Source organism: Sphingomonas sp. CCH15-F11 (genome assembly GCF_001557005.1).
Classification (GTDB): Bacteria; Pseudomonadota; Alphaproteobacteria; order Sphingomonadales; family Sphingomonadaceae; genus Sphingomonas.
The window spans coordinates 1-18930 of the sequence record NZ_LSKG01000169.1; the positions used below are offsets into that span (position 1 = coordinate 1).

The 18930-nt window shown below is 60.3% G+C and carries 16 protein-coding genes, 1 pseudogene and 1 riboswitch; of the genes and pseudogenes, 11 read left to right on the forward strand and 6 right to left on the reverse strand.

Going from position 1 to position 18930, the window contains the following annotated elements; translation table 11 throughout:
• Positions 1-131, reverse strand: a riboswitch (cobalamin riboswitch). This riboswitch is flagged as partial in the annotation.
• 112 nt (positions 132-243) lie between these two features.
• Positions 244-645 (forward strand): hypothetical protein, encoded by a 402-nt coding sequence (locus AX709_RS19025; protein WP_152998733.1) that lies wholly within the window; start codon positions 244-246, stop codon positions 643-645.
• Here AX709_RS19025 and AX709_RS19525 read toward each other — a convergent pair.
• A complete protein-coding gene (locus AX709_RS19525) occupies positions 556-1392 on the reverse strand; it encodes a DUF7146 domain-containing protein (protein ID WP_039330619.1) in 837 nt (278 codons plus the stop codon). The two genes, AX709_RS19025 and AX709_RS19525, sit on opposite strands and share 90 nt — an antisense overlap.
• Before the next feature lie 187 nt (positions 1393-1579).
• Between AX709_RS19525 and AX709_RS18415 the strand changes: the two genes are divergently transcribed.
• A complete protein-coding gene (locus AX709_RS18415) occupies positions 1580-2461 on the forward strand; it encodes a lytic transglycosylase domain-containing protein (protein WP_052241776.1) in 882 nt (293 codons plus the stop codon).
• On the opposite strand, the gene AX709_RS16825 is transcribed toward AX709_RS18415, so the two are convergent.
• The 3 genes from AX709_RS16825 to AX709_RS16835 form a co-directional block, all read right to left on the reverse strand.
• The gene (locus AX709_RS16825) at positions 2441-2716 is read right to left on the reverse strand and encodes a hypothetical protein (RefSeq protein ID WP_039330618.1); all 276 of its coding nucleotides are present in this window, start codon (positions 2714-2716) and stop codon (positions 2441-2443) included. The genes AX709_RS18415 and AX709_RS16825 overlap by 21 nt on opposite strands.
• A gap of 9 nt (positions 2717-2725) precedes the next feature.
• Positions 2726-4204 (reverse strand): helix-turn-helix domain-containing protein, encoded by a 1479-nt coding sequence (locus tag AX709_RS16830; RefSeq protein ID WP_073974055.1) that lies wholly within the window; start codon positions 4202-4204, stop codon positions 2726-2728.
• A 536-nt stretch (positions 4205-4740) separates the two neighbouring features.
• Positions 4741-7710 carry a Tn3 family transposase gene (locus AX709_RS16835; RefSeq protein ID WP_007015734.1) on the reverse strand — a complete coding sequence of 990 codons (2970 nt, stop codon included), beginning with the start codon at positions 7708-7710 and terminating at the stop codon, positions 4741-4743.
• A gap of 140 nt (positions 7711-7850) precedes the next feature.
• Between AX709_RS16835 and AX709_RS16840 the strand changes: the two genes are divergently transcribed.
• From AX709_RS16840 to AX709_RS16860, 5 genes and pseudogenes are all read left to right on the forward strand, one after another.
• Positions 7851-8420 (forward strand): recombinase family protein, encoded by a 570-nt coding sequence (locus AX709_RS16840; RefSeq protein WP_007015735.1) that lies wholly within the window; start codon positions 7851-7853, stop codon positions 8418-8420.
• Entirely contained in the window at positions 8421-9794 is a 1374-nt protein-coding gene (locus AX709_RS16845) for a hypothetical protein (protein ID WP_007015736.1), read from the forward strand.
• 69 nt (positions 9795-9863) lie between these two features.
• A pseudogene (locus AX709_RS16850) lies at positions 9864-10355 on the forward strand (chromate transporter); the annotation flags it as partial.
• 75 nt (positions 10356-10430) lie between these two features.
• A complete protein-coding gene (locus AX709_RS16855; protein ID WP_171007877.1) occupies positions 10431-11099 on the forward strand; it encodes a superoxide dismutase in 669 nt (222 codons plus the stop codon).
• A 71-nt stretch (positions 11100-11170) separates the two neighbouring features.
• Entirely contained in the window at positions 11171-12265 is a 1095-nt protein-coding gene (locus AX709_RS16860) for a Cj0069 family protein (protein ID WP_137776362.1), read from the forward strand.
• Positions 12266-12349: 84 nt separating this feature from the next.
• Here the strand turns inward: AX709_RS16860 and AX709_RS16865 are convergent, their stop codons facing one another.
• Positions 12350-12910 (reverse strand): recombinase family protein, encoded by a 561-nt coding sequence (locus AX709_RS16865; protein WP_017184234.1) that lies wholly within the window; start codon positions 12908-12910, stop codon positions 12350-12352.
• A gap of 179 nt (positions 12911-13089) precedes the next feature.
• Positions 13090-13503 (reverse strand): MerR family transcriptional regulator, encoded by a 414-nt coding sequence (locus AX709_RS16870; RefSeq protein ID WP_007015439.1) that lies wholly within the window; start codon positions 13501-13503, stop codon positions 13090-13092.
• Positions 13504-13578: 75 nt separating this feature from the next.
• Here AX709_RS16870 and AX709_RS16875 point away from each other — a divergent pair, with 75 nt between their 5' ends.
• The 4 genes from AX709_RS16875 (at position 13579) to AX709_RS16890 (ending at position 18834) form a co-directional block, all read left to right on the forward strand.
• Entirely contained in the window at positions 13579-13974 is a 396-nt protein-coding gene (locus tag AX709_RS16875) for a mercuric transporter MerT family protein (protein ID WP_007015440.1), read from the forward strand.
• A gap of 12 nt (positions 13975-13986) precedes the next feature.
• On the forward strand, positions 13987-14316 hold the full coding sequence (locus AX709_RS18420; RefSeq protein ID WP_081096816.1) for a heavy-metal-associated domain-containing protein: 330 nt from the start codon (positions 13987-13989) through the stop codon (positions 14314-14316).
• Between the two features lie 80 nt (positions 14317-14396).
• Entirely contained in the window at positions 14397-15773 is a 1377-nt protein-coding gene (merA, locus tag AX709_RS16885) for a mercury(II) reductase (protein ID WP_037505046.1), read from the forward strand.
• Positions 15774-15864: 91 nt separating this feature from the next.
• Positions 15865-18834: a Tn3 family transposase gene (locus AX709_RS16890; RefSeq protein WP_014072601.1), complete on the forward strand. Its 2970-nt coding sequence runs from the start codon at positions 15865-15867 to the stop codon at positions 18832-18834.
• Positions 18835-18930: the final 96 nt, after the last annotated feature.

An 18930-nucleotide genomic window follows, 5' to 3' on the forward strand; every position in this document is an offset into this window, starting at 1 on the left:
GGTGGAAGCGATGTGCATCGCGCTCGCCGCTTACAGTTGCAGGGACAGCCTCGGACTCGGATCAGCAAAAGCCGCTCCTCACCGTGTTCCCGAATTAAACCCTCTCGGGCACCGGCGCGATCTGTTGACAACGGATTTTAACCGAAGTCAGCGGCAGTATAATTGACATACAGGATAAAACCAAGCTGTGTCTTGAAGTGATAGCGTTTTCCTTTGGCCCCATCACCGAAAATCCGAGATTTCATGGGCAAATGGTTCGCCATAAATCGAATTGACGCGATTGATAATCCCGCAAGCTTTGTAGTGGGAAAGATGCAAGTAATCGGTCTGCGTAGTTTCGCTGCACTGCTTGAAACGGGTTCCTCAATGGACCGATCCGTTTTCTATGATGGTGTGGCCTATGAACTTCGACGGCGGAAGTCGGAACTGCATATCGATGCTGAAATTCGACCGGCAAGTTTGCGGTATGTTTCCGAATGGCTCGTTCAACAGCTTACAGCGTTTGTCGGTGCCTCGCGCCCGATCTTCATCGCCGACACTCAGCCTGATGTTCATTTAACGGATATGGCTCTGAGCTTCTGCCCAATCGTGGAAAGGCCTTGGCGGCGGATCACGCAAGAGCTGCCTTTCTGGTATGTTATGTGATCCAACTGCCGCCATTGCAGCGTATCGGCCTGGACCATCGTTGTCCGCGGCGATGTAAAGGGTGCCAACTTGGTCCGGAACGTTGATTAGCGCGAGACGCTTATTCCCGAGTGCTGCCCAGCAAGGGACTCCTTTGATCTGAGTATAGCTCGCCGCATCCTCCATGCCCTCAGCAATGGCGAGCACGTCGCCCTCGAACTGCGGTGCCCACGCGCCCCGTTCAGGCTTTCCGAGCATGAATTTGCCATCATGCCATGTTCCGTCGTTGGTCAGCCTGATCCGCTGGATGGCCGTCATCCGGTGCCCGGTTCTGACACCGACCAGTATCGCGGGCCGGAAGGTGGTCTTAGGCTTGCGGCCGAATGGGCACCGCGGATGGAAGCGTAAGTCGGGGAGGTCGATTGGCAGCCGCCGCGACCGAAGGTAGACTTCACCGAGCGTTCCGCGGATCTCCGTGGCCTGATCCCATATCCTTCTGACGTTTGGCGCAGTTCGTTCTGGCTGATAGCTTGGGGCAGAGGAATTCAGGATCGGTTTGGTCCGACCGATTTCGCGCAGGACATCCTCGCTGCGGCATCCCGCAAAACAGTGGACCAGAATACCCCGCTCGCCCTGCCGGACTGAAAGTGACGGCGTTCGGTCTGCATGCGCAGGGCAGATGCACATCGCGTAGGAACCGTGCCAACGGCCCTTCAGCGCAGCAACGATGTCGATGGTCTCCTGGGTGGGTTTGAGCGCAACTAGCATAAACTCGCTCCTCTCAGCTCAGCCTCACCATCTTTCCCCTCTGGATCGACCCGACCTTCTCCGGCACGGCTCGCGATGGCCAACGCCGCTTTCGTCTGTGCGATGCCAGATTCTGGGCGATTGCCATGCGCCGCCTGTTCATTTAGAAAAGTGGGGCGATATCCGAACCACGCCGAAAGGTGTGGTCATGAAAAATCTTCTATTTTTGCTGGTCGCTTTGACGCCGACGCCATCATCGGCGCGCGAAGCCATGCTCGACGTGTTTGTGCCAGAGGCAAAACCGGATTTTGCTGTGCTCCGCCCACAGTTGCGCGGGGCGGTCGATCTCGAGCAATCAGTGGAAGTGCCTCCGGCTCCAGTGGATGCGTTTTCACCAGAGTTGCACGGCGACTTTGAGTTGGTCCCTCACAGCTTCACGATCAATCCCTATGCCGCGCGTCCCGCTGTTCCTTCGTGGATGCGGGCAGGTGCATCATTCATGAGCCCTGCTTCTTCACCATTCCGCCCTTCGCAGGATGACCCACTCTGCCAGTCCCGCAGCTTCTTCCCGCGATATGGTATCAGCGGCGATGCTCAGGCTCGCCGGACCGCCTATTTCAACCTGATCGTCGACGTCGCTTGCGATGCCGGCGTGCCCGTTGTTCTATTTGACGCCTTGCTGGCGCAGGAAAGCAGATATCGTCCCTTCGCCCGAAGCAGTGCCGGTGCGATGGGCATGGCTCAGCTTATGCCCGGTACGGCCCAATATCTGCGTGTCACCGACCCTTGGGATGTGCGGCAAAACCTTGTCGGCGGCGCGCGGTATCTGCGCGAGCAGTTGGATCGCTTCGGGACATGGGAGCTTGCACTGGCTGCCTATAATGCAGGCCCGGGACGCGTGGACCAATTTGGCGGTATCCCGCCGTTTCGTGAGACCCGCAACTATGTGCGTACGATCATGGGCTCAATTGGCATTCCGAATTCGACCGGCGGCGTGTCGCTGACTTCGGCAGCACTTCCCGCGCCCAATCCGTTTCGCAGGGTAATGCTTGCCTCATTCGATGGACGATCAGACGTCCCAGAACACTGAGAAACCGACGTGCCAAGCATAGTACACGCTGATTGCCAGGATGACTGGCGCGCCCTTGAGGTAGTTGAGCTGCCAGCGCAGCCAGAGCTTCGGGATGACCAGAGCTTTCTGGAGCCCCGTTTGGTGCGTGGGTCGCCACCTGCCACTCCGCCAGTCGTCAGCCGTGACGACAACTGAGAGCACTGCGCAGATCAGCGCCATCATTCCCACGCCGATGTAGAGCGATGTCCAAGCGATAAGGGCTTCCTGCTTCATGAGTCGGACCTAGTGCATCGATGATCGAACAGAGATACGCATATTCGAAGCCCTTGTATCCCCCTGGCCGAATACTGCCTTTCTGCGGCCGAGCAGCGTGTGGCCGAGATTGAGCTCACCGCTGCGGGCGCGCCGCACCAGTGCTTGCATGTATGCATCGGGGGTCTTGCGGATTTGTCCGTTGGCCAGGTGATGCCCGGTGATTAGCGCGCAGAGGAGTGCGATCTCTGTCCCTAGCATGGCGCTTGCCCGAGCGGCTGTAGCCTGACCTATCTGGCAGACGCGAGCGACCGCGTGAAGCTCGGTCAGGCCGGGCCGTCTCGCGATTTCGACCATACCGTCGATGAAAGGGAAGAGGGCAGAGGCTTCGGCCCAAACGAACCCCGATCGCTGGATGCCGTAGACATCATTCGTGTCGGCAGAGACCAGCGCGTTCTGACAAGCATCGGCTGTTTCTTGCTTCACCCTGTCGGCATCAGGCGTGGTTCGAACGTCATCAGGTTCCCGTCGGCAAGCGCCCTCCGCCAAGCCGGATACAGATTCAAGAGCTTCTTCAGGACTGTATTGATGGTGGCCATCCCGGCGCACCCTAGTGTCCCCGGAAGGTGTCAGCGACGCAATCTCGCCGAGCGATATGCGCTCTGACAACCGATCAAGCAGCCGCGTTGCGACCTCGGCGAGGCGGCCGAGCACGCCGATCGCGTCCATGGATCCTTTCCGCCTCTGGTATATGCGCCGCGCCGCAGCGATCGCATCGAGCTTCTTTCTGGCCTTGTCAGCCCAGGGGTGGCCCTGCTCGAACGGCCGCAGCAGCCGGTAGGCGCTGCTTGTTGCCTTTCGAATCTCCTTGGGCAGGATCAGGTTCTGCTCGGCCAGGGCCTTTTCGGTGGCGGCGAGCTGTGTGAGGTAATCTTCGAGGAGGAGCAGCGGGGCTAGCGACCATCCTGAGGCGTCAGAGCGATCCAGGCTGTCTCGTGATCCAAGAAATCGTTTGCCGTTGCCCGCGAGGCAATAGGGGATGATCAGGCCGTATTCGGCAAGGCGCCTGATGTTCTTGCGCGCGGCGGTCCATCCTATCCGGCATTTGAGATGGTCGTTCGAGGCGGCGATGAGGGGGCCGCAGCGGCTGTCCCAGTCGATATTCATGGCGGCGATGCTCGCGGCGGCATCGTAAAGATCGCGCCAGACGATCCTCGGAACATCGATAGTCACGGGCGGCATTCTCACGAAGGTCTCGATGATATCGAGCAGTTTGCGCCGCCGCTGTCTGCCTGCACTTTCGGTCCCGGTATGTCCGAACCCTCGCATCATCTTGCTGACGCGCGCAGCATGTCTTGCCCGATCTGCCGGGTCTTCCATGAAGGCGATCTTGGTCAGCTGTTCGGTCTCGAGCATCCCCAGTTTTGGCAGACAGGCGCCGATCGCTGCTGGCCCTCCCCGGCGGCGGCTATCCACCTCCCAGGCTGCCTGATTCTGGACAATAGTCATCCCTTCGCTTCCTCAGTCCTGAGGTGCGGCACAGACAAAAAACATTGCCCGCAAACGTTGCGAAAAATGCTTGCAAGTTGTGAGGGAGCAGGTAGCTTGCCGGTGTCTCTCGCCACGCTTTGGCGCGGCAAATTACAGCTTCCTTCGAAAGGCCCGGGCGCTGCCCGGGTTTTTCATGTCTGCGTCGCTGACCTCCCTTTCATATGCACCAGCTGGTGCGGCGATTCTTGGCAGCGTTCGGGCGCGTTTCATCGCGCGCAGAAGCGCTTGTTTGCCATTCGGTCTGTTGCTAGAAAGCGAGGTGAACTTGGCGCTCTGGCAACAGGATGCGTTAAAGGGGGTCCCGTTGGCGCGGGGCCCCCTTTCAATTTCAGAGCATCATCGGTTGTCCTTCAGATGTTTCAGGTGGCCTGACGCTCAGCGTTTTCGCCACGATTGCCGTGATGATCGCCTCTCGGGACGACAGATTATCCCTTTTGAGGGCATAGCGTGGATGGTACGCTAAACAACGCTAAGGGCGAACAATCAGCGAACGCTTATGCGACGCGGCTATCCGGCGGGAGATTGAGGGCCTTGCGGCCAGCGGAAGCGGCTGCGCGATCCCAGAGGAAATCGCCGGAGAAGGCAATATGCTCCCAACCCACGGGGGACGTATGGGCGAGCAGATAATCAGGCACCGCGACCGAGGTTGATCGTAGATGCTGGGCGGCAGCATCCATGTAGATCGTGTTCCAGTAGACGATCGCGGCGATGACTAGATTGAGGCCGGATGCCCGATATTGTTGCGCCTCATGGCTGCGGTCGATGATCCGGCCTTGGCGGAAGGTGTAGATTGCCTGCGTCAGGGCATGGCGTTGTTCGCTGTTGTTGAGACCAGCATGGCATCGCTGGCGCAGATCGGGATTTTCCAGCCAGTCCAGCATGAACAGGGTTCGCTCGATCTTGCCGATTTCCTGTAGCGCGACGTCGAGTTGGTTCTGCCGTTCGTACGCGGCGAGCTTTCGCAGCATGACCGATGGCGCGACATGGCCGGCCTTGATCGAGCCGACGAGGCGCAGCACGTCATCCCATTGTTCAGCGATGATGTCGGTGCGGATACGCTTGCCCATTAGCGGGGCGATGGCCGGATAGGCCTTAACCGGCGCGATCGGCGCGAGGCGCCGGTCTGGAAAGTCGCGCAGGCGCGGGCAGAAGCGAAATCCCAGCATCGCGCACAGGGCGAAGACATGATCGGTCGCCCCGCCAGTGTCGGTGTAATGCTCGACGATTTTCAGATCGGTGCCGTGGCTGGTGAGGCCGTCGAGAACATAGGGTGCCTCATGCGTCGCGGCAGAGATCACGTTGACGTGGTAAGGCGCACGCTGGTCGGAAACATGAGTGTAGAAGCTGAAGCCATGATCGACGCCATAGCGGGCGTTGATATCGCCGCCCGATGCACCGCGCTTCGCGCCCCTGAAGAACTGGCCATCGGAACTGGACGTTGTGCCGTCGCCCCATACGCGCGAGAATGGCAGGCGGTGATGCGCGTTGATGAGCACGGCCAGCGCCGCGCAGTAGCTGTCGTCGCGGATATAGGCGTCATGGGTCCACAGGAGCTGGTCGCGCGTCACGCCCTGGCTCGCGGCAGCCATGCGCGACAGGCCGAGATTGGTGGCATCCGCAAGGATGGTGGCGAGCAGCGCGTTTTCGTTGGGGCACGCTTCGCCGGTGCGCAGGTTCGTGAATGCAGCAAGAAAGCCGGTTTCCTGCGCCACTTCATGCAGCAGCTCGGTGATGCGGATGCGGGGCATCATCGCATCGAGCCGGTCAGCCAGCGCTTCGGCATCGGGCATCGCGATCGTGCGAACCGGGGATATCTGGAGGCGGCCGTCGCGGAACCGCACACCCTCCAGAGCGTCGCGCTTCAGGCGCTGGGCAAATTTCTTCAGTCGCCAGTCCAGTTCGCGGCCCCGTTGTTCGAGCCATTCGCTGGCTGTGGGTGGCAGACCAAGAGCCGACACGATTGGCTTCGCCTTCGGTTCGCTGAGCAGGTAGCTGTCGAACTGGCGGTATCCCGCCGATCGCTCCACCCAGACATCCCCCGAACGCAACTTGTTGCGCAGATGCGCGATCGTTGCGATTTCCCAGAGCCGCCGGTTGATCTTGCCGTTATCGCCAACGACGATTTTTCGCCATTCTTTACGGAAGGGCATCGGAGCGTCGGTAGGAAGATCGCGTTTGCCCGACCTGTTGAGGTCGCGCAGCATTTCGATGGCAGCGATCGTTTTCGCACTGCCCTTTCCGGCCCTGAACTGGAGCGTCTCAAGCAGGTCGGGGGCGAACTTGCGTAACGTCGCATAGCGGTCGGCCGCGACCGTCAGCGGATCGAGGTTGGCGGTTTCCGCGATGCTCGCCACTTCCGGCCTCGCCTTCATCAGGGTGTTCCACCCGACCGATGCGTCCAGGACCTCAATTGGATCTTCGCCAGTATCGACCGCATCGGTCAGCGCATCGATCGTTCTGCGAAAGATCAGCATCAGCCGCGCCACGTTCTTCGATGTGGCGGCATAGCTACGCGCCTGGGCATTCTTCGCGCGGGTGAAGATGCTGCCGATCAGCTTGTCCGCCATCTCCAGAGCGCTGTCGGTCAGCTGCTCTTCAAGATCGAGCAGGAAGGCAACCAGCGTGGCGCGCCGCCGGGAGGGAACGTATCGCTCGATCATATAGGCAGGCGATGCACGGCCTTCCCGGACATATTGCCGGAAGCGGTCCGCGTGGATGCGGCCAGCCACGTCCGGGGAGATGCCGATCTTCCGCACTTGCCGCAGGCGGTCGAGAATCTGGCGGATATGATCGGGCCTTGCCGCGATGGGAATGGTCTTGAGCGAAGCGAGCTGGCTCATGCCCCCGGCGTCGTCAAAGAGCTGGTCGAGGGCGTGGACCTGTTCAGCGCTGAGATCGTCGATCAGGGCATAGGCGGCTTGCTTGCGGGCACGCGCGCGCCCCGCGCTGCTGGCACGCTCGATGGTGGAGATGGACGGCAGCAGAATCCGGGCCTCACGAAGGGCGGTGACAACACCGGTCGCTATCGTCATCCCCTTGTCGGTCGCCCATGCCGTTTTCGTGGCCGCTTCGATCATGAACGGAATATCGGCACGCGTCGGCCCTCGCAGTCCCAAGCGCGCGGCTAGCTCGCGAGCATGGTCCGTCATGGTCTGGTCCCTCGCCGCATAGTCAGCCAGATCCGTGACGCGCAGGCCAAGCTGTTCTGCGACGAAGGCGGCGAGATCATGGGGCATCGCTCCCCTGTTCTGTATCAACTGCGCCAGTGTGATGCCCGGGTGGCGCAAGAGCGCGAGTTGCAGCGCGACGCCCAACTGGTTCCGTCGTTCCCGTCGCGCGCCGATGATCTCGATGTCCGCAGGCTCGAAGGTGTAGAGCCGAGCCAAGTGGTCGCGATCGGTCGGGATGGCAAGGATCTGATTGCGCTCGCTCTCGGTCAGGAGTTGATGCTTGCGCTTCGTCATGCCGATTCCCGTCCACAAAAGGTCAACTGCGCCTATGGACAGCCATGAGTAAAGAGACATAGTATGTGGACGGCTATGGGCGGGGTGAAGCGGTCGCCCTTCAGAGCGTCCACAGAACGACCGTTTGGGAGACACGATAGATGGGCGGCATTCTGGGCTACGCCCGCGTCAGCACCGGCGATCAGGATGTGGCGGGCCAGACCATGCGACTGGAGAATGCCGGCGCCATCAAGGTGTTCACCGATGTAATATCGGGAAAAAGCATGGAGCGGCCTGGACTGGCCGAACTGATCGCCTATGCCCGCAAGGGTGACACGCTCGCCGTGGTCCGCCTCGATCGGCTTGGGCGTTCGCTGACTGAACTGCTCGCCACAGTCGAAACTTTGCGCAGCCAAGGCATCGCCCTCCTGAGTCTTGAGGAAAAAATCGACACCTCGTCGGCCGCCGGCGAACTCATCTTCCATGTGTTCGGAGCTATCGCCCATTTCGAGCGGCGGCTAATCTCTGAGCGGACCCGCGATGGGATCGCCGCTGCACGCGCCAAGGGCAAGCAGCCTGGCCGTCAGCCGCTCGACATGTCCAAGGTGGATGCGGCCATCAAACTGGTCGAAGCCCGTATCTCGCCGACAGAGGCAGCACGGCAACTCGGCATCGGCAGATCCACCATCTATCGCGAAATGCGCCGCCTTGGCGTGGAAAGGCCTGCCTGAATGTCCAGATTGAAATCTGCTCACGATCTGTCCGGGCTGATGAAATATGCGGATCGTGCTCCGTGGGACGAGGCGATGGATGAAATGCTGTCCGCGCATCTCGGTCCGGCATGTGAAGCGACCGGCCTCGAACCCGACGCCATATTCGAGATCATCGGTGATCATTGGCAAGGGCCGCTATGGGGCTGCGCCTTTGAAGATCTGCTGACACAGGAACTGGAACCTGACGGTCGCAATCTGGTCGATGACTATCTCAAGCGCCGAGGCTGGAACGAGAAGGCGCCGAACAAGGCCTATATGCGCGCGCTGCGGGATACGATGATGTCGCTCTATGAGGTTAGCGAGGTCGTCCCCGGTCAGTCGATGACCTTGCGTGATCTGTTGCGGGATGTTGCGCCAGTCACGGTCCGCGAACACGGCGCGACACAGACCCTCGTCAACTGGGACAAGATCGCTGCACGGGTTGTCGATGTGAACGGTCGCCATGGCATCTCGGGCGCGCTGTTGCCGTTCAGCGCTGATGGCGCCCTACAACTGATCGACGCGTTTGGCCGGCTTGCGGACGATGCAAAGGACACCTCCGAACTAAACCAGACCGACCGGGATGCTATTTTACGGGCATCAGGCCCGATGTTCACGAACATGTGGCTGCTCGATTGTCTGGGCAAAGCCATGCCTGGCACCATGCCGGATATGGTCAACGCCGATGGCGATGATCTTGTGTTCCACCGCATCGTCTTCCCCCTGGCCAAGGGCGTGATCGGCAAGAGCGTGGTTCGCAGGCTGAACGCGGCACAATGGCTGGAGCCTGCCAGCGACACATTCTGGAACTGGCTGGTGCCGGTGACGAAGGAGAGAAAACCACGAACGGCCAAAGGCGGGCAGGCTTTTGTGACGACCATGGAGGACGGCACACCCGTCTTCGCCAATGTCGAGTTGGCGGGACGCAAACTGATCGTTGAGGTCAATAGTGCCGCCCGTGCGGAGAAAGCGATTGCGCAAATGGGCGAATGGCTTGGTGATTGCGTGAGCACACCTATGACCGAAATCCGGACTCTGGCCCAGTTCATGGCTGATGACGCCGCCCGCGCTCCGCAGGAAGAGCCGCTCGATATCCCGCCGGACGAAATGGAGCGCATCGTTCATGATATGCTGACACGCGAATATACCAAAACGCTTGATGAAGCGGTGCCTGCCCTTGGCAACAAGACGCCGCGCGCTCTGGCCCGCACGAAGGCTGGCCGGGCGAAAGTGGCCGACTGGCTCAAATATATAGAGAATGGCGCAGCAAAATCCGGGGTCGGCGAGCCAATGGCTACCTATGATTTTACGTGGATGTGGCAAGAGCTGGGCATCATCGGCCTCCGCAGGTGATGCCCTTGCACGCCGTTCCGGTATTGTTCGTCCTTAGCGTTGCTTGGCGTACCTCCCACGCTATGCCCTCTCGACGGGCTCGGCATGGCCGAGACCACGCCCGGGCCGCTGATCATGGTGACGCAGTTCGTCGGCTTTCTGGCAGCCTTCCGCGAGGCCACCGGACTGCCGCCGCTCATCGCCGCGACGTTGGGCGCGATTCTCACCACCTGGGTCACTTTCCTGCCCTGCTTCCTGTGGATCTTCGCCGGCGCGCCGTTCATCGAACGCCTGCGCGGCAACCGCGCATTGTCGGCCGCGCTTTCGGCGATCACCGCCGCAGTGGTGGGTGTCATTCTCAATCTGGCAGTCTGGTTCGGGATTCACACCTTGTTCGGGCAAGTCCGCGAAGTGCCGTTCGCGGCCGGCGCCATCGATCTCCCAGTCCTGACGTCCGTCGACTGGCCCGCGTTAGCGCTGGCGGTGGGTGCGATCCTCGCCATGTTCCGGTTCAAGGCCGGCATGCTGCCGGTGCTCGGCGTCTGCTCCGTCCTCGGGGCCGCATATGTAATGATCATCTGAAGGGAGTGACGTGTGACGATCGACCAATTTTCCCGACGCAGTGCAATCGCAACTCTTGGCATTGGAGCCGCAGCCATGACTATGAACGAAGCCTCGGCGCAGACGCCGACCGCAGCGCCGACGAATGTCCTCGCATTCGCCGGCAATCATCAGATCAAGCCGCTCAGGTTCGATCCCGCCAGGCTCCACGGCCTCTCCGAAAGGCTGATCACATCGCACCACGAGAACAATTATGCCGGCTCGGTCAAGGCGTTGAATATGATCGAAACACGCCTTGCCGCCGCGCTCGCTGACCCGGACCTACCGCCGGTGGTCTATGGCGGCCTCAAGCGCGAGGAGCTGCACCGCACCGGCTCGGTCGTGCTCCATGAAATCTATTTCGACGGGCTGGGCGGCAACGGTCAAGCAGCCGGCTCGATCCGCGACGCGCTGGGCGCGGCGTTCGGCTCGTTCGACCGCTGGGAGACCGACTTCCGCCGCACCGGCATGAGTCTTGCCGGCGGATCAGGTTGGTGCGTGCTCGTCTACAATCTCCACACCCGCTCGCTGCACAACCATTGGGCGTGGGATCATATGCACGGCGCAATCGCCGGCGTGCCGCTGCTGGCGCTCGATATGTACGAGCATAGTTTTCACATGGATTACGGCACCGCCGCCGCCAAATACGTCGACGCCTTCTTCCGCAACATCGACTGGGAAGTGGTCGACCGCCGCTATGCCGCGGCTTTGCGCGGCGGCGGCTGACCCGTCCGCCGAGGATCAACACCCACTTCTGCGCGACACCTGAGTTGGCGACCACAAAGGGGGCAGGTCCGATGGGAGATGCAACAGTGACATCCGGCCCGAACATCGCTCTTCTTTGGCGCGGACAAGCGGCCGAGTGGACGCATCGCTTTCATGAAGCTCGGCAGTGGCCGATCGTTCAAGCCTTGCGGTCGTTCGGGGCGACCACAAGGCCTGTACTGTACAGAGACGAAGCGGTTCGCGACATTCGTGACGAGTTGCTGTCGTTCGACGCGGTGCTGGTCTGGGTGAATCCGTTGGACATTTCAGGCGACCGCTCGGTGCTCGACCCGATGCTGCGCGAAGTCGCGGCGTGCGGCGTTGTCGTCAGCGCGCATCCTGACGTGATCGCCAAAATCGGCGTCAAGGAAGTGCTCTACACAACGCGATCCATGGAATGGGGCAGCGATGTCGATCGATACGTGGACGCTGAAGGCCTTCGCGCTCGTTTCCCCGAACATCTTGCCGCAGGCCCGCGCGTGCTGAAGCCGAACTACGGCAACGGCGGCAGGAATGTATGGCGTGTCCAACTAGACGAAGCGGGAAACGCTCCGGCTTTGAAAACGTCGGTGAAAGTTCAAGAGGCCCGCCAAGGAAGCAAATCGGAGCGCATCAGCCTAGCCGAGTGCTTGGAAAGGTGGGTGCCGTTTCTAAACGACGGCGGCGTGCTGATCGATCAGGCTTATCAGCCGCAGTCGTCCGAGGGCATGGTCCGCTGCTACGTGTGCGGGCACCGAGTGGTTGGCTTTGGGCACAACCTGATCACTGCGCTGATGACGCCAACGGCCATTGATACAACGTCGTCAACCCCACAGCCGATGGGCCGCGCCATGTTCGGACCGGAGGTGACGCGCTTCGCAGCCTTACGGAAAGCGATGGAGGATCGCTGGATTCCAGAGATGCAAAGGTTGCTGTCGATCGCCGACCACGATCTTCCGCTTCTTTGGGACGCCGACTTCCTATTTCGCCCTGGTGAAGCCATCAGCGATGGCTCCTATGCGCTTTGCGAGATCAATGCTAGTTCGGTTGCACCATTTCCGCCAAGCGCCGTCCAGCCAGTCGCCGCAGCGGCAATCGGTCGCGCTCTTGCCATTCGTTTGACGAAGGAGACCTCCAATCCTCATTGATATGATTCAAGCAATTCAAGAGACGTGACATTGGTCGTATCAATCAGACAAGCCTAAGGGTGAGCGAGGCTGGGTGAAACCGGCTCAGGTGGCAGCGCGGAGATACTGGTAGAGGGTTTCGCGACTGATCCCCAGGTCACGGGCGATGACGGCCTTGCGCTCGCCGTCATCAACACGGCGGTGCAGCTCGGCGACCATTTCGTCGGAGAGGGAACGTTTCCGCCCGCGATAAGCACCGCGTTGTCTGGCGACCGCAATGCCTTCGCGCTGCCGCTCCCGGATCAGGGCGCGCTCGAATTCGGCGAACGCACCCATGACCGAGAGCATCAGGTTGGCCATCGGGGAATCCTCGCCCGAGAAGGCCAGGCTTTCCTTCACGAACTCGATCCGGACGCCTCTTTTGGTGAGGGACTGAACCAGTTTGCGCAGATCGTCGAGATTACGCGCCAATCGATCCATGCTGTGGACCACGACGGTGTCACCCTCGCGGGCGAAGGCGAGCATGGCATCGAGTTCGGGGCGGTTGATGTCCTTGCCCGATGCCTTGTCGGTGAAAATCCGGTCGAGCGACTGCCCGTCCAACTGGCGATCGACATTCTGATCGAATGTGCTCACCCGGACGTAACCGATCCTCTGGCCTTTCATCGCCGCCTCCGGTCAAAATGTCAGGTTGAATTCTATGACACGGCGGAACATGCGTCAATAAATGCTTGCCATAACCCTATCCTGACAGAAACCGCCGCTGCATCCTGACGTCCGGTTAGGCTATACTCCAGATTGACGACAGAAGATCAAATCCCGCAAAAATAGCGGCCTCACTTGTCCTATACGGACGAAAACTGAAGTGCGTCCAAAATAGGACATTCGGCAACGTCGTCGCCGGTGCATTTGTCTAATGTTGTCGCCAGCGCCGCCTCTATCTTCTGCAAATCGGCAATACGGCGACGGACATCGTCAAGGTGTGCTTGGGTTCTCCCCATCACCTCTGCGCACGTTTGCGCTCCAACGTCGGTCAGCGACAACAAAGACCGAATCTCATCCATCGCAAAGCTCAGATCGCGGGCGCGCAGGATGAACTGCAACCTTTGCACCAGTTCCGGCGAATAGACCCGGTAGCCATTGGCGTTGCGCGCCGGTGCTGGCAGCAATCCGACCTTCTCGTAATAGCGGACGGTTTCGAGATTGCAGCCGGTCCTCCGGGCAAGCTGAGCGCGTAAAATGCCAGATTGTGGCTGCATGAAAAACCTCTTGAGTCTGTACCTACTACAGAGGCTACACTGCGAATCACGAAGGCGGAAGAAAGGATTTGCGGCATGGCCTCAGCGCCTGAATCAGGACAGTCAGCCCTCACTGAAAACGACGAGCCGAAGCGGGCGAACTGGGTCGCCACGGGCGCGCTGATCGGCGCGGGGCTGGCCTCCGCCTGCTGCGTCGTGCCGCTCCTGTTCGTTACGCTTGGCATATCCGGCGCGTGGATCGCCAACCTGACCGCGCTCGAACCTTACAAGCCTTATGTCGCGGCGGTGACGCTGGCTCTGCTCGGCTACGGCTTCTGGCATGTCTATTTCAAGCCGAACCCACCCTGTGAGGACGGCTCATATTGCGCTCGTCCGCAATCGGCCCGCACTACCAAAGCGGTGCTGTGGCTGGGTCTCGCCATCGTCATCCTCGCGCTCACCATCGACTGGTGGGCACCTTGGTTTTATTGAAAGGGTACACCCATGAAGAAGACTATACTCATTGGGCTGGCCGTGCTGGCAACCGCCGGTGGCGGGGTCGCCCTAGCACTTGACAATTCAGCACAGGATCGCCCTGCGGCCACCGCAACCGCTCAGAGGCAAGCCACCTTTGCCATCGAAAACATGACCTGCGCCACCTGCCCGATCACCGTGAAGAAGGCGATGGAAGGCGTGGCAGGTGTCAGCGCGGTGACGGTTGATTTCGCCGCCAAGACCGCGCGCGTAACATATGATCCTCGCCGCGCGAATGCTGCTGCGATTGCCGCTGCGTCGACCAATGCGGGTTATACGGCGCGCGCTATTCAAAACTGAATGACGGCGCCCGTCGCGCCTGAAGAAAGCTGTATCCAATGAACGATTGTTGCAACCGCCCTGGGCGGGATGGATATGACGTGGCCGTCGTCGGTGCGGGCTCGGCGGGTTTTTCCGCCGCGATCACCGCCGCCGAACTCGGGGCGAAAGTCGCGCTGATCGGCCATGGCACGATTGGCGGCACCTGCGTCAATGTCGGCTGCGTTCCGTCCAAGACGCTGATCCGTGCCGCCGAGGCGGTGCACGGTGGGCGAGCCGCCACGCGCTTTCCCGGCCTTGGCGGTAACATTCAACTAGGCGATTGGGCGCAGCTCGCGGCATCAAAGGATGAATTGGTCAGCACGCTGCGCCAGAAAAAATATGTCGATCTTCTGCCCGCCTATTCCGGGGTAAGCTATATCGAGGGCAAGGCACGCTTCGCAGACGGTGCGCTGATCGTTGACGATGTGCCGATAAAAGTCGGCAAGGTCATATTGGCGATGGGTGCGCACGCCGCCGTGCCGCCGATTCCGGGGATGGACAGCGTGCCCTACCTAACCAGCACATCGGCGCTAGCGCTGGATCGCCTGCCCAAATCGCTGCTGGTGATCGGTGGCGGGGTGATTGGGGTTGAACTGGGACAGATGTTTTCGCGTCTGGGCGTTGATGTCACCATCTGCTGCCGAAGCCGCCTGCTCCCCGAAATGGACCCGGAAGTGAGTGCCGCGCTGAAAAACTATTTGGAAGCCGAGGGCGTGCGGGTTTGCGCAGGTGTCGGCTATCAGCGTATCGCCCAAACACAGAGCGGGGTCGAATTGACCTGCGAGGGGCATCGCGACACCGTCGCGGCGGAACAGGTGCTGATTGCCACCGGACGCCGACCCAATAGCGACGGGCTTGGGTTGGAGGAGCGCGGCATAGTGCTTGCCCGTAATGGTGGAATCGTCGTCGATGACCACCTCGAAACGTCGGTCTCAGGCATTTACGCGGCGGGCGATGTAACGGGACGGGACCAGTTCGTCTACATGGCCGCCTATGCCGCAAAACTGGCCGCGCGCAACGCGGTGACGGGCAACCAATACCGCTACGACAATTCCGCCATGCCATCCGTCGTTTTCACTGACCCGCAAGTCGCCAGCGCAGGCCTCACTGAAACGACAGCACGGGCGCAAGGCCTGGACATCAAGGTTTCGCTGCTCCCGCTCGATGCTGTGCCAAGGGCACTGGCAGCACGCGATACGCGGGGTCTCATCAAACTGGTTGCCGACAAGGCAAACGACCGTTTGCTGGGTGGCCAGATCATGGCACCCGAAGGCGCGGATTCGATCCAGACACTGGTGCTGGCGATCAAACATGGCATGACCACCCTGGAATTGGGTGCAACGATATTTCCTTACCTGACCACTGTGGAAGGCCTCAAACTGGCGGCCCAAACGTTTGATAAGGATGTCGCCAAACTGTCTTGCTGCGCCGGGTGATTGCTCGGGGATCAACCGGCAACGAATGGCCTCCCTCCAGTGCAAGCCGCTTTGGTGTCAATTTTGTAATTCGCCTCAGCGGGAGAGCAAAATGGCACGACGCCGACTTCTGACCGGAGACGAGCGCCGGCGCCTGTTCGATCCTCCTGTCCAAGAAACCGCGATCATTGGGCATTATACCCTTTCTGCGGAAGATGTTGAATTGGTTGGGCGCCGCTATGGTCCAGCAAATCGACTCGGTCTGGCTGCACAAATCGCTTTGATGCGACATCCCGGCTTTGGTCTGCAACCCGAGATCGGGCTTCCCGACGTCATTCTTCAGTACCTCGCGGCACAGTTATTCGTCGATCCTTCCTCCTTCTCTGCATATGGTCAGCGCGCGCAAACCCGTACCGATCATGCCGATCTCGTGGCGCGTTATCTTGGCATACGCCCGTTTCGACGCGGCGACCTGGCACTTGCCCTGAATCTTGCCGCGCAAGCCGCCGAGTATACAGACAGAGGTGAACCGATTGTTCGCGCCCTCATGGTTGGCCTGAAGGGTGAGCGGTTCATTCTTCCGTCAGGCGACACACTGGAACGCGCCGGTCTTGCTGGCCGGGCACGCGCACGCAAAGCTGCCGCAGCCGCAATCGTCGAAGGCCTCAGCTCTGCTGAACTGACACGGCTAGACGAACTCGTAATCAACAACCCGGATTTCGGCATGACACCGCTGGCGTGGTTGCGTAATTTCGAAGAAGCCCCGACTGCGGCCAATATCAATGGCTTGCTTGAGCGCCTGCGCTATGTTCGCGGCATAGGTATCCACCCGGTAGTTGGGGGCGCCATTCCGGAATTCCGCTTTGCCCAATTTGTCCGCGAGGGCGGCGTGGCACCGGCATTCCTGCTTTCGGATTACAGCGTCAATCGCAGGCGGGCGACGTTGACGGCCGCAGTGATCGACCTTGAGGCCAGACTTGCCGATGCCGCGATCCAAATGTTTGACCGACTTATCGGCGGCATGTTCACGCGCGCGCGGCGTGGGCGCGAGCGTCGCTACCAAGATAGTATTCAGTCGGTGGGGCAACTCATGCGGCTGTTTGGCGCCACGATTACAGCACTTGATGAGGCTGTCCAGAATGGCGGCGATCCGCTCGAATTGATTGACGAAGCGGTGGGCTGGCACCGGCTTGTTGCGGCAAAGGCCCAAGTAGATGCCCTTGCTGATCTTGCCGGCGAGGACGCACTGGTAACGGCAACCGAGCGTTACGCCACGCTACGGCGTTTCAGCCCGGCATTTCTGGACGCCTTCACCTTCAAGGCGTCTGGAACAGGGACGGCACTGATCAAAGCCATCGATGTCATTCGCGATGCGAACACACGAAAGTCGCGCGACCTTCCCGATGGCGTTCCACTGCCATTCCCCAATCGGCAGTGGAAGCGTCTCATCACCGAAAGCGGCCGTATCGACCGCCGACGTTATGAAATTGCGATCATGGCAACCTTGCGTGATCGTTTGCGCGCCGGTGATGTATGGATCGAGGGAACCCGCAACTATCAGCGCTTCGATGCCTATTTGCTGGGTCGGCGCGACGCCGCCAAAGTGGCGGATGTGCTTCCGTTCGATTCAAATGCTGCATCCTACCTCGCTGACCGGGCACGAAATCTTGACTGGCGGCTGCGCCGATTTGCCAAGCAGTTGAAAACAAACAAGCTTGAGGGAGTGTCGCTCGAACGAGACCGGCTCAAGCTTCAGCAAATGCCGCCTGTCACCCCACCGGAAGCTGAAGCCCTCGATCGCAAGCTCGATACCCTGCTTCCCCGCGTGCGCATCACCGAGCTGCTGCTTGAAGTCGCCGAACGCACTGGTTTTTTGAACGCATTCCGTGACCTGCGCTCAGGCAAGGAGCACGACAACCCCAGCACGGTACTCGCCGCAATTCTGGCTGATGGCACCAACCTCGGGCTGGAGCGGATGGCCAATGCCAGCGAAGGCGTCAGCTATGCCCAACTCGCATGGACCCACAACTGGTATCTTTCACCCGAGAACTATCAGGCCGCGCTGGCCATGATCATCTCAGCCCATCACGAATTACCCTTCGCGCGGCATTGGGGCGCTGGCACCAGTTCGTCGTCCGATGGCCAGTTCTTCCGGTCGGGGCGGAGCCGTTCAGGGGCGGCGGACGTCAATGCCAAATATGGCGCCGAACCTGGCGTGAAAATCTATTCTCACCTTTCCGATCACTTCGCATCATTCGGATCACGGATCATGTCCGCGACGGCAGGTGAAGCGCCTTACGTGCTCGACGGGCTTGTCCTGGGCGCCGGCAACCTTCCGTTGCATGAGCACTATACCGATACCGGCGGCGCCACCGATCATGTTTTCGCACTCTGCCACCTACTCGGGTTCCGCTTCGCGCCCCGGCTGCGCGATATTGGCGACCGCAAGCTGGGTTCGATCGCTGCGCCATCGACATACAAGGGCATCGAAAATCTGATGGGCCGCACCATCAAAACGGCAGCGATCGAGGCCGATTGGGATGACATCGTCAGGATTGTCGCCTCAATCAAGGATGGCACGGTGGCGCCGTCAGTAATCTTGCGAAAACTTGCCGCCTACAAACGCCAGAACAGGCTGGATTTTGCATTGGCTGAACTGGGCCGTATCGAGCGCACTTTGTTCACGCTCGATTGGCTTGAACAACCGGAACTGCGACGTGCCTGTCAGGCCGGTCTCAACAAAGGCGAGGCGAGGCATACGCTTGCCGCCGCCATCTATACCAACCGGCAGGGTCGGTTCACCGATCGCTCGCTGGAAAATCAGGAATTTCGCGCATCTGGGCTGAACCTGCTGATTGCGGCGATTTCCTACTGGAACACGGTCTATCTCGACCGGGCCGCCCAGCACCTCAACGCTGTCGGCACGACGTTCGATGCGGCACTGCTTGCGCACCTTTCTCCGATGGGCTGGGCGCACATCAGTCTGACCGGCGATTACCTCTGGGAGCAGGCCAGGCGACTTCCAGCAGGTGAATTCCACCCACTCAACGAGCCAATGGCGCGGTTGAAGCGTGTAGCGTAGCCCATGTTCCGCTTATGTCCGAGAAATCGTTGTCTGGCGAACTGTCCCCCGTCAGCACCAATGGCACAGATTTGAGGTTGTGATTTAAGGAGGGTT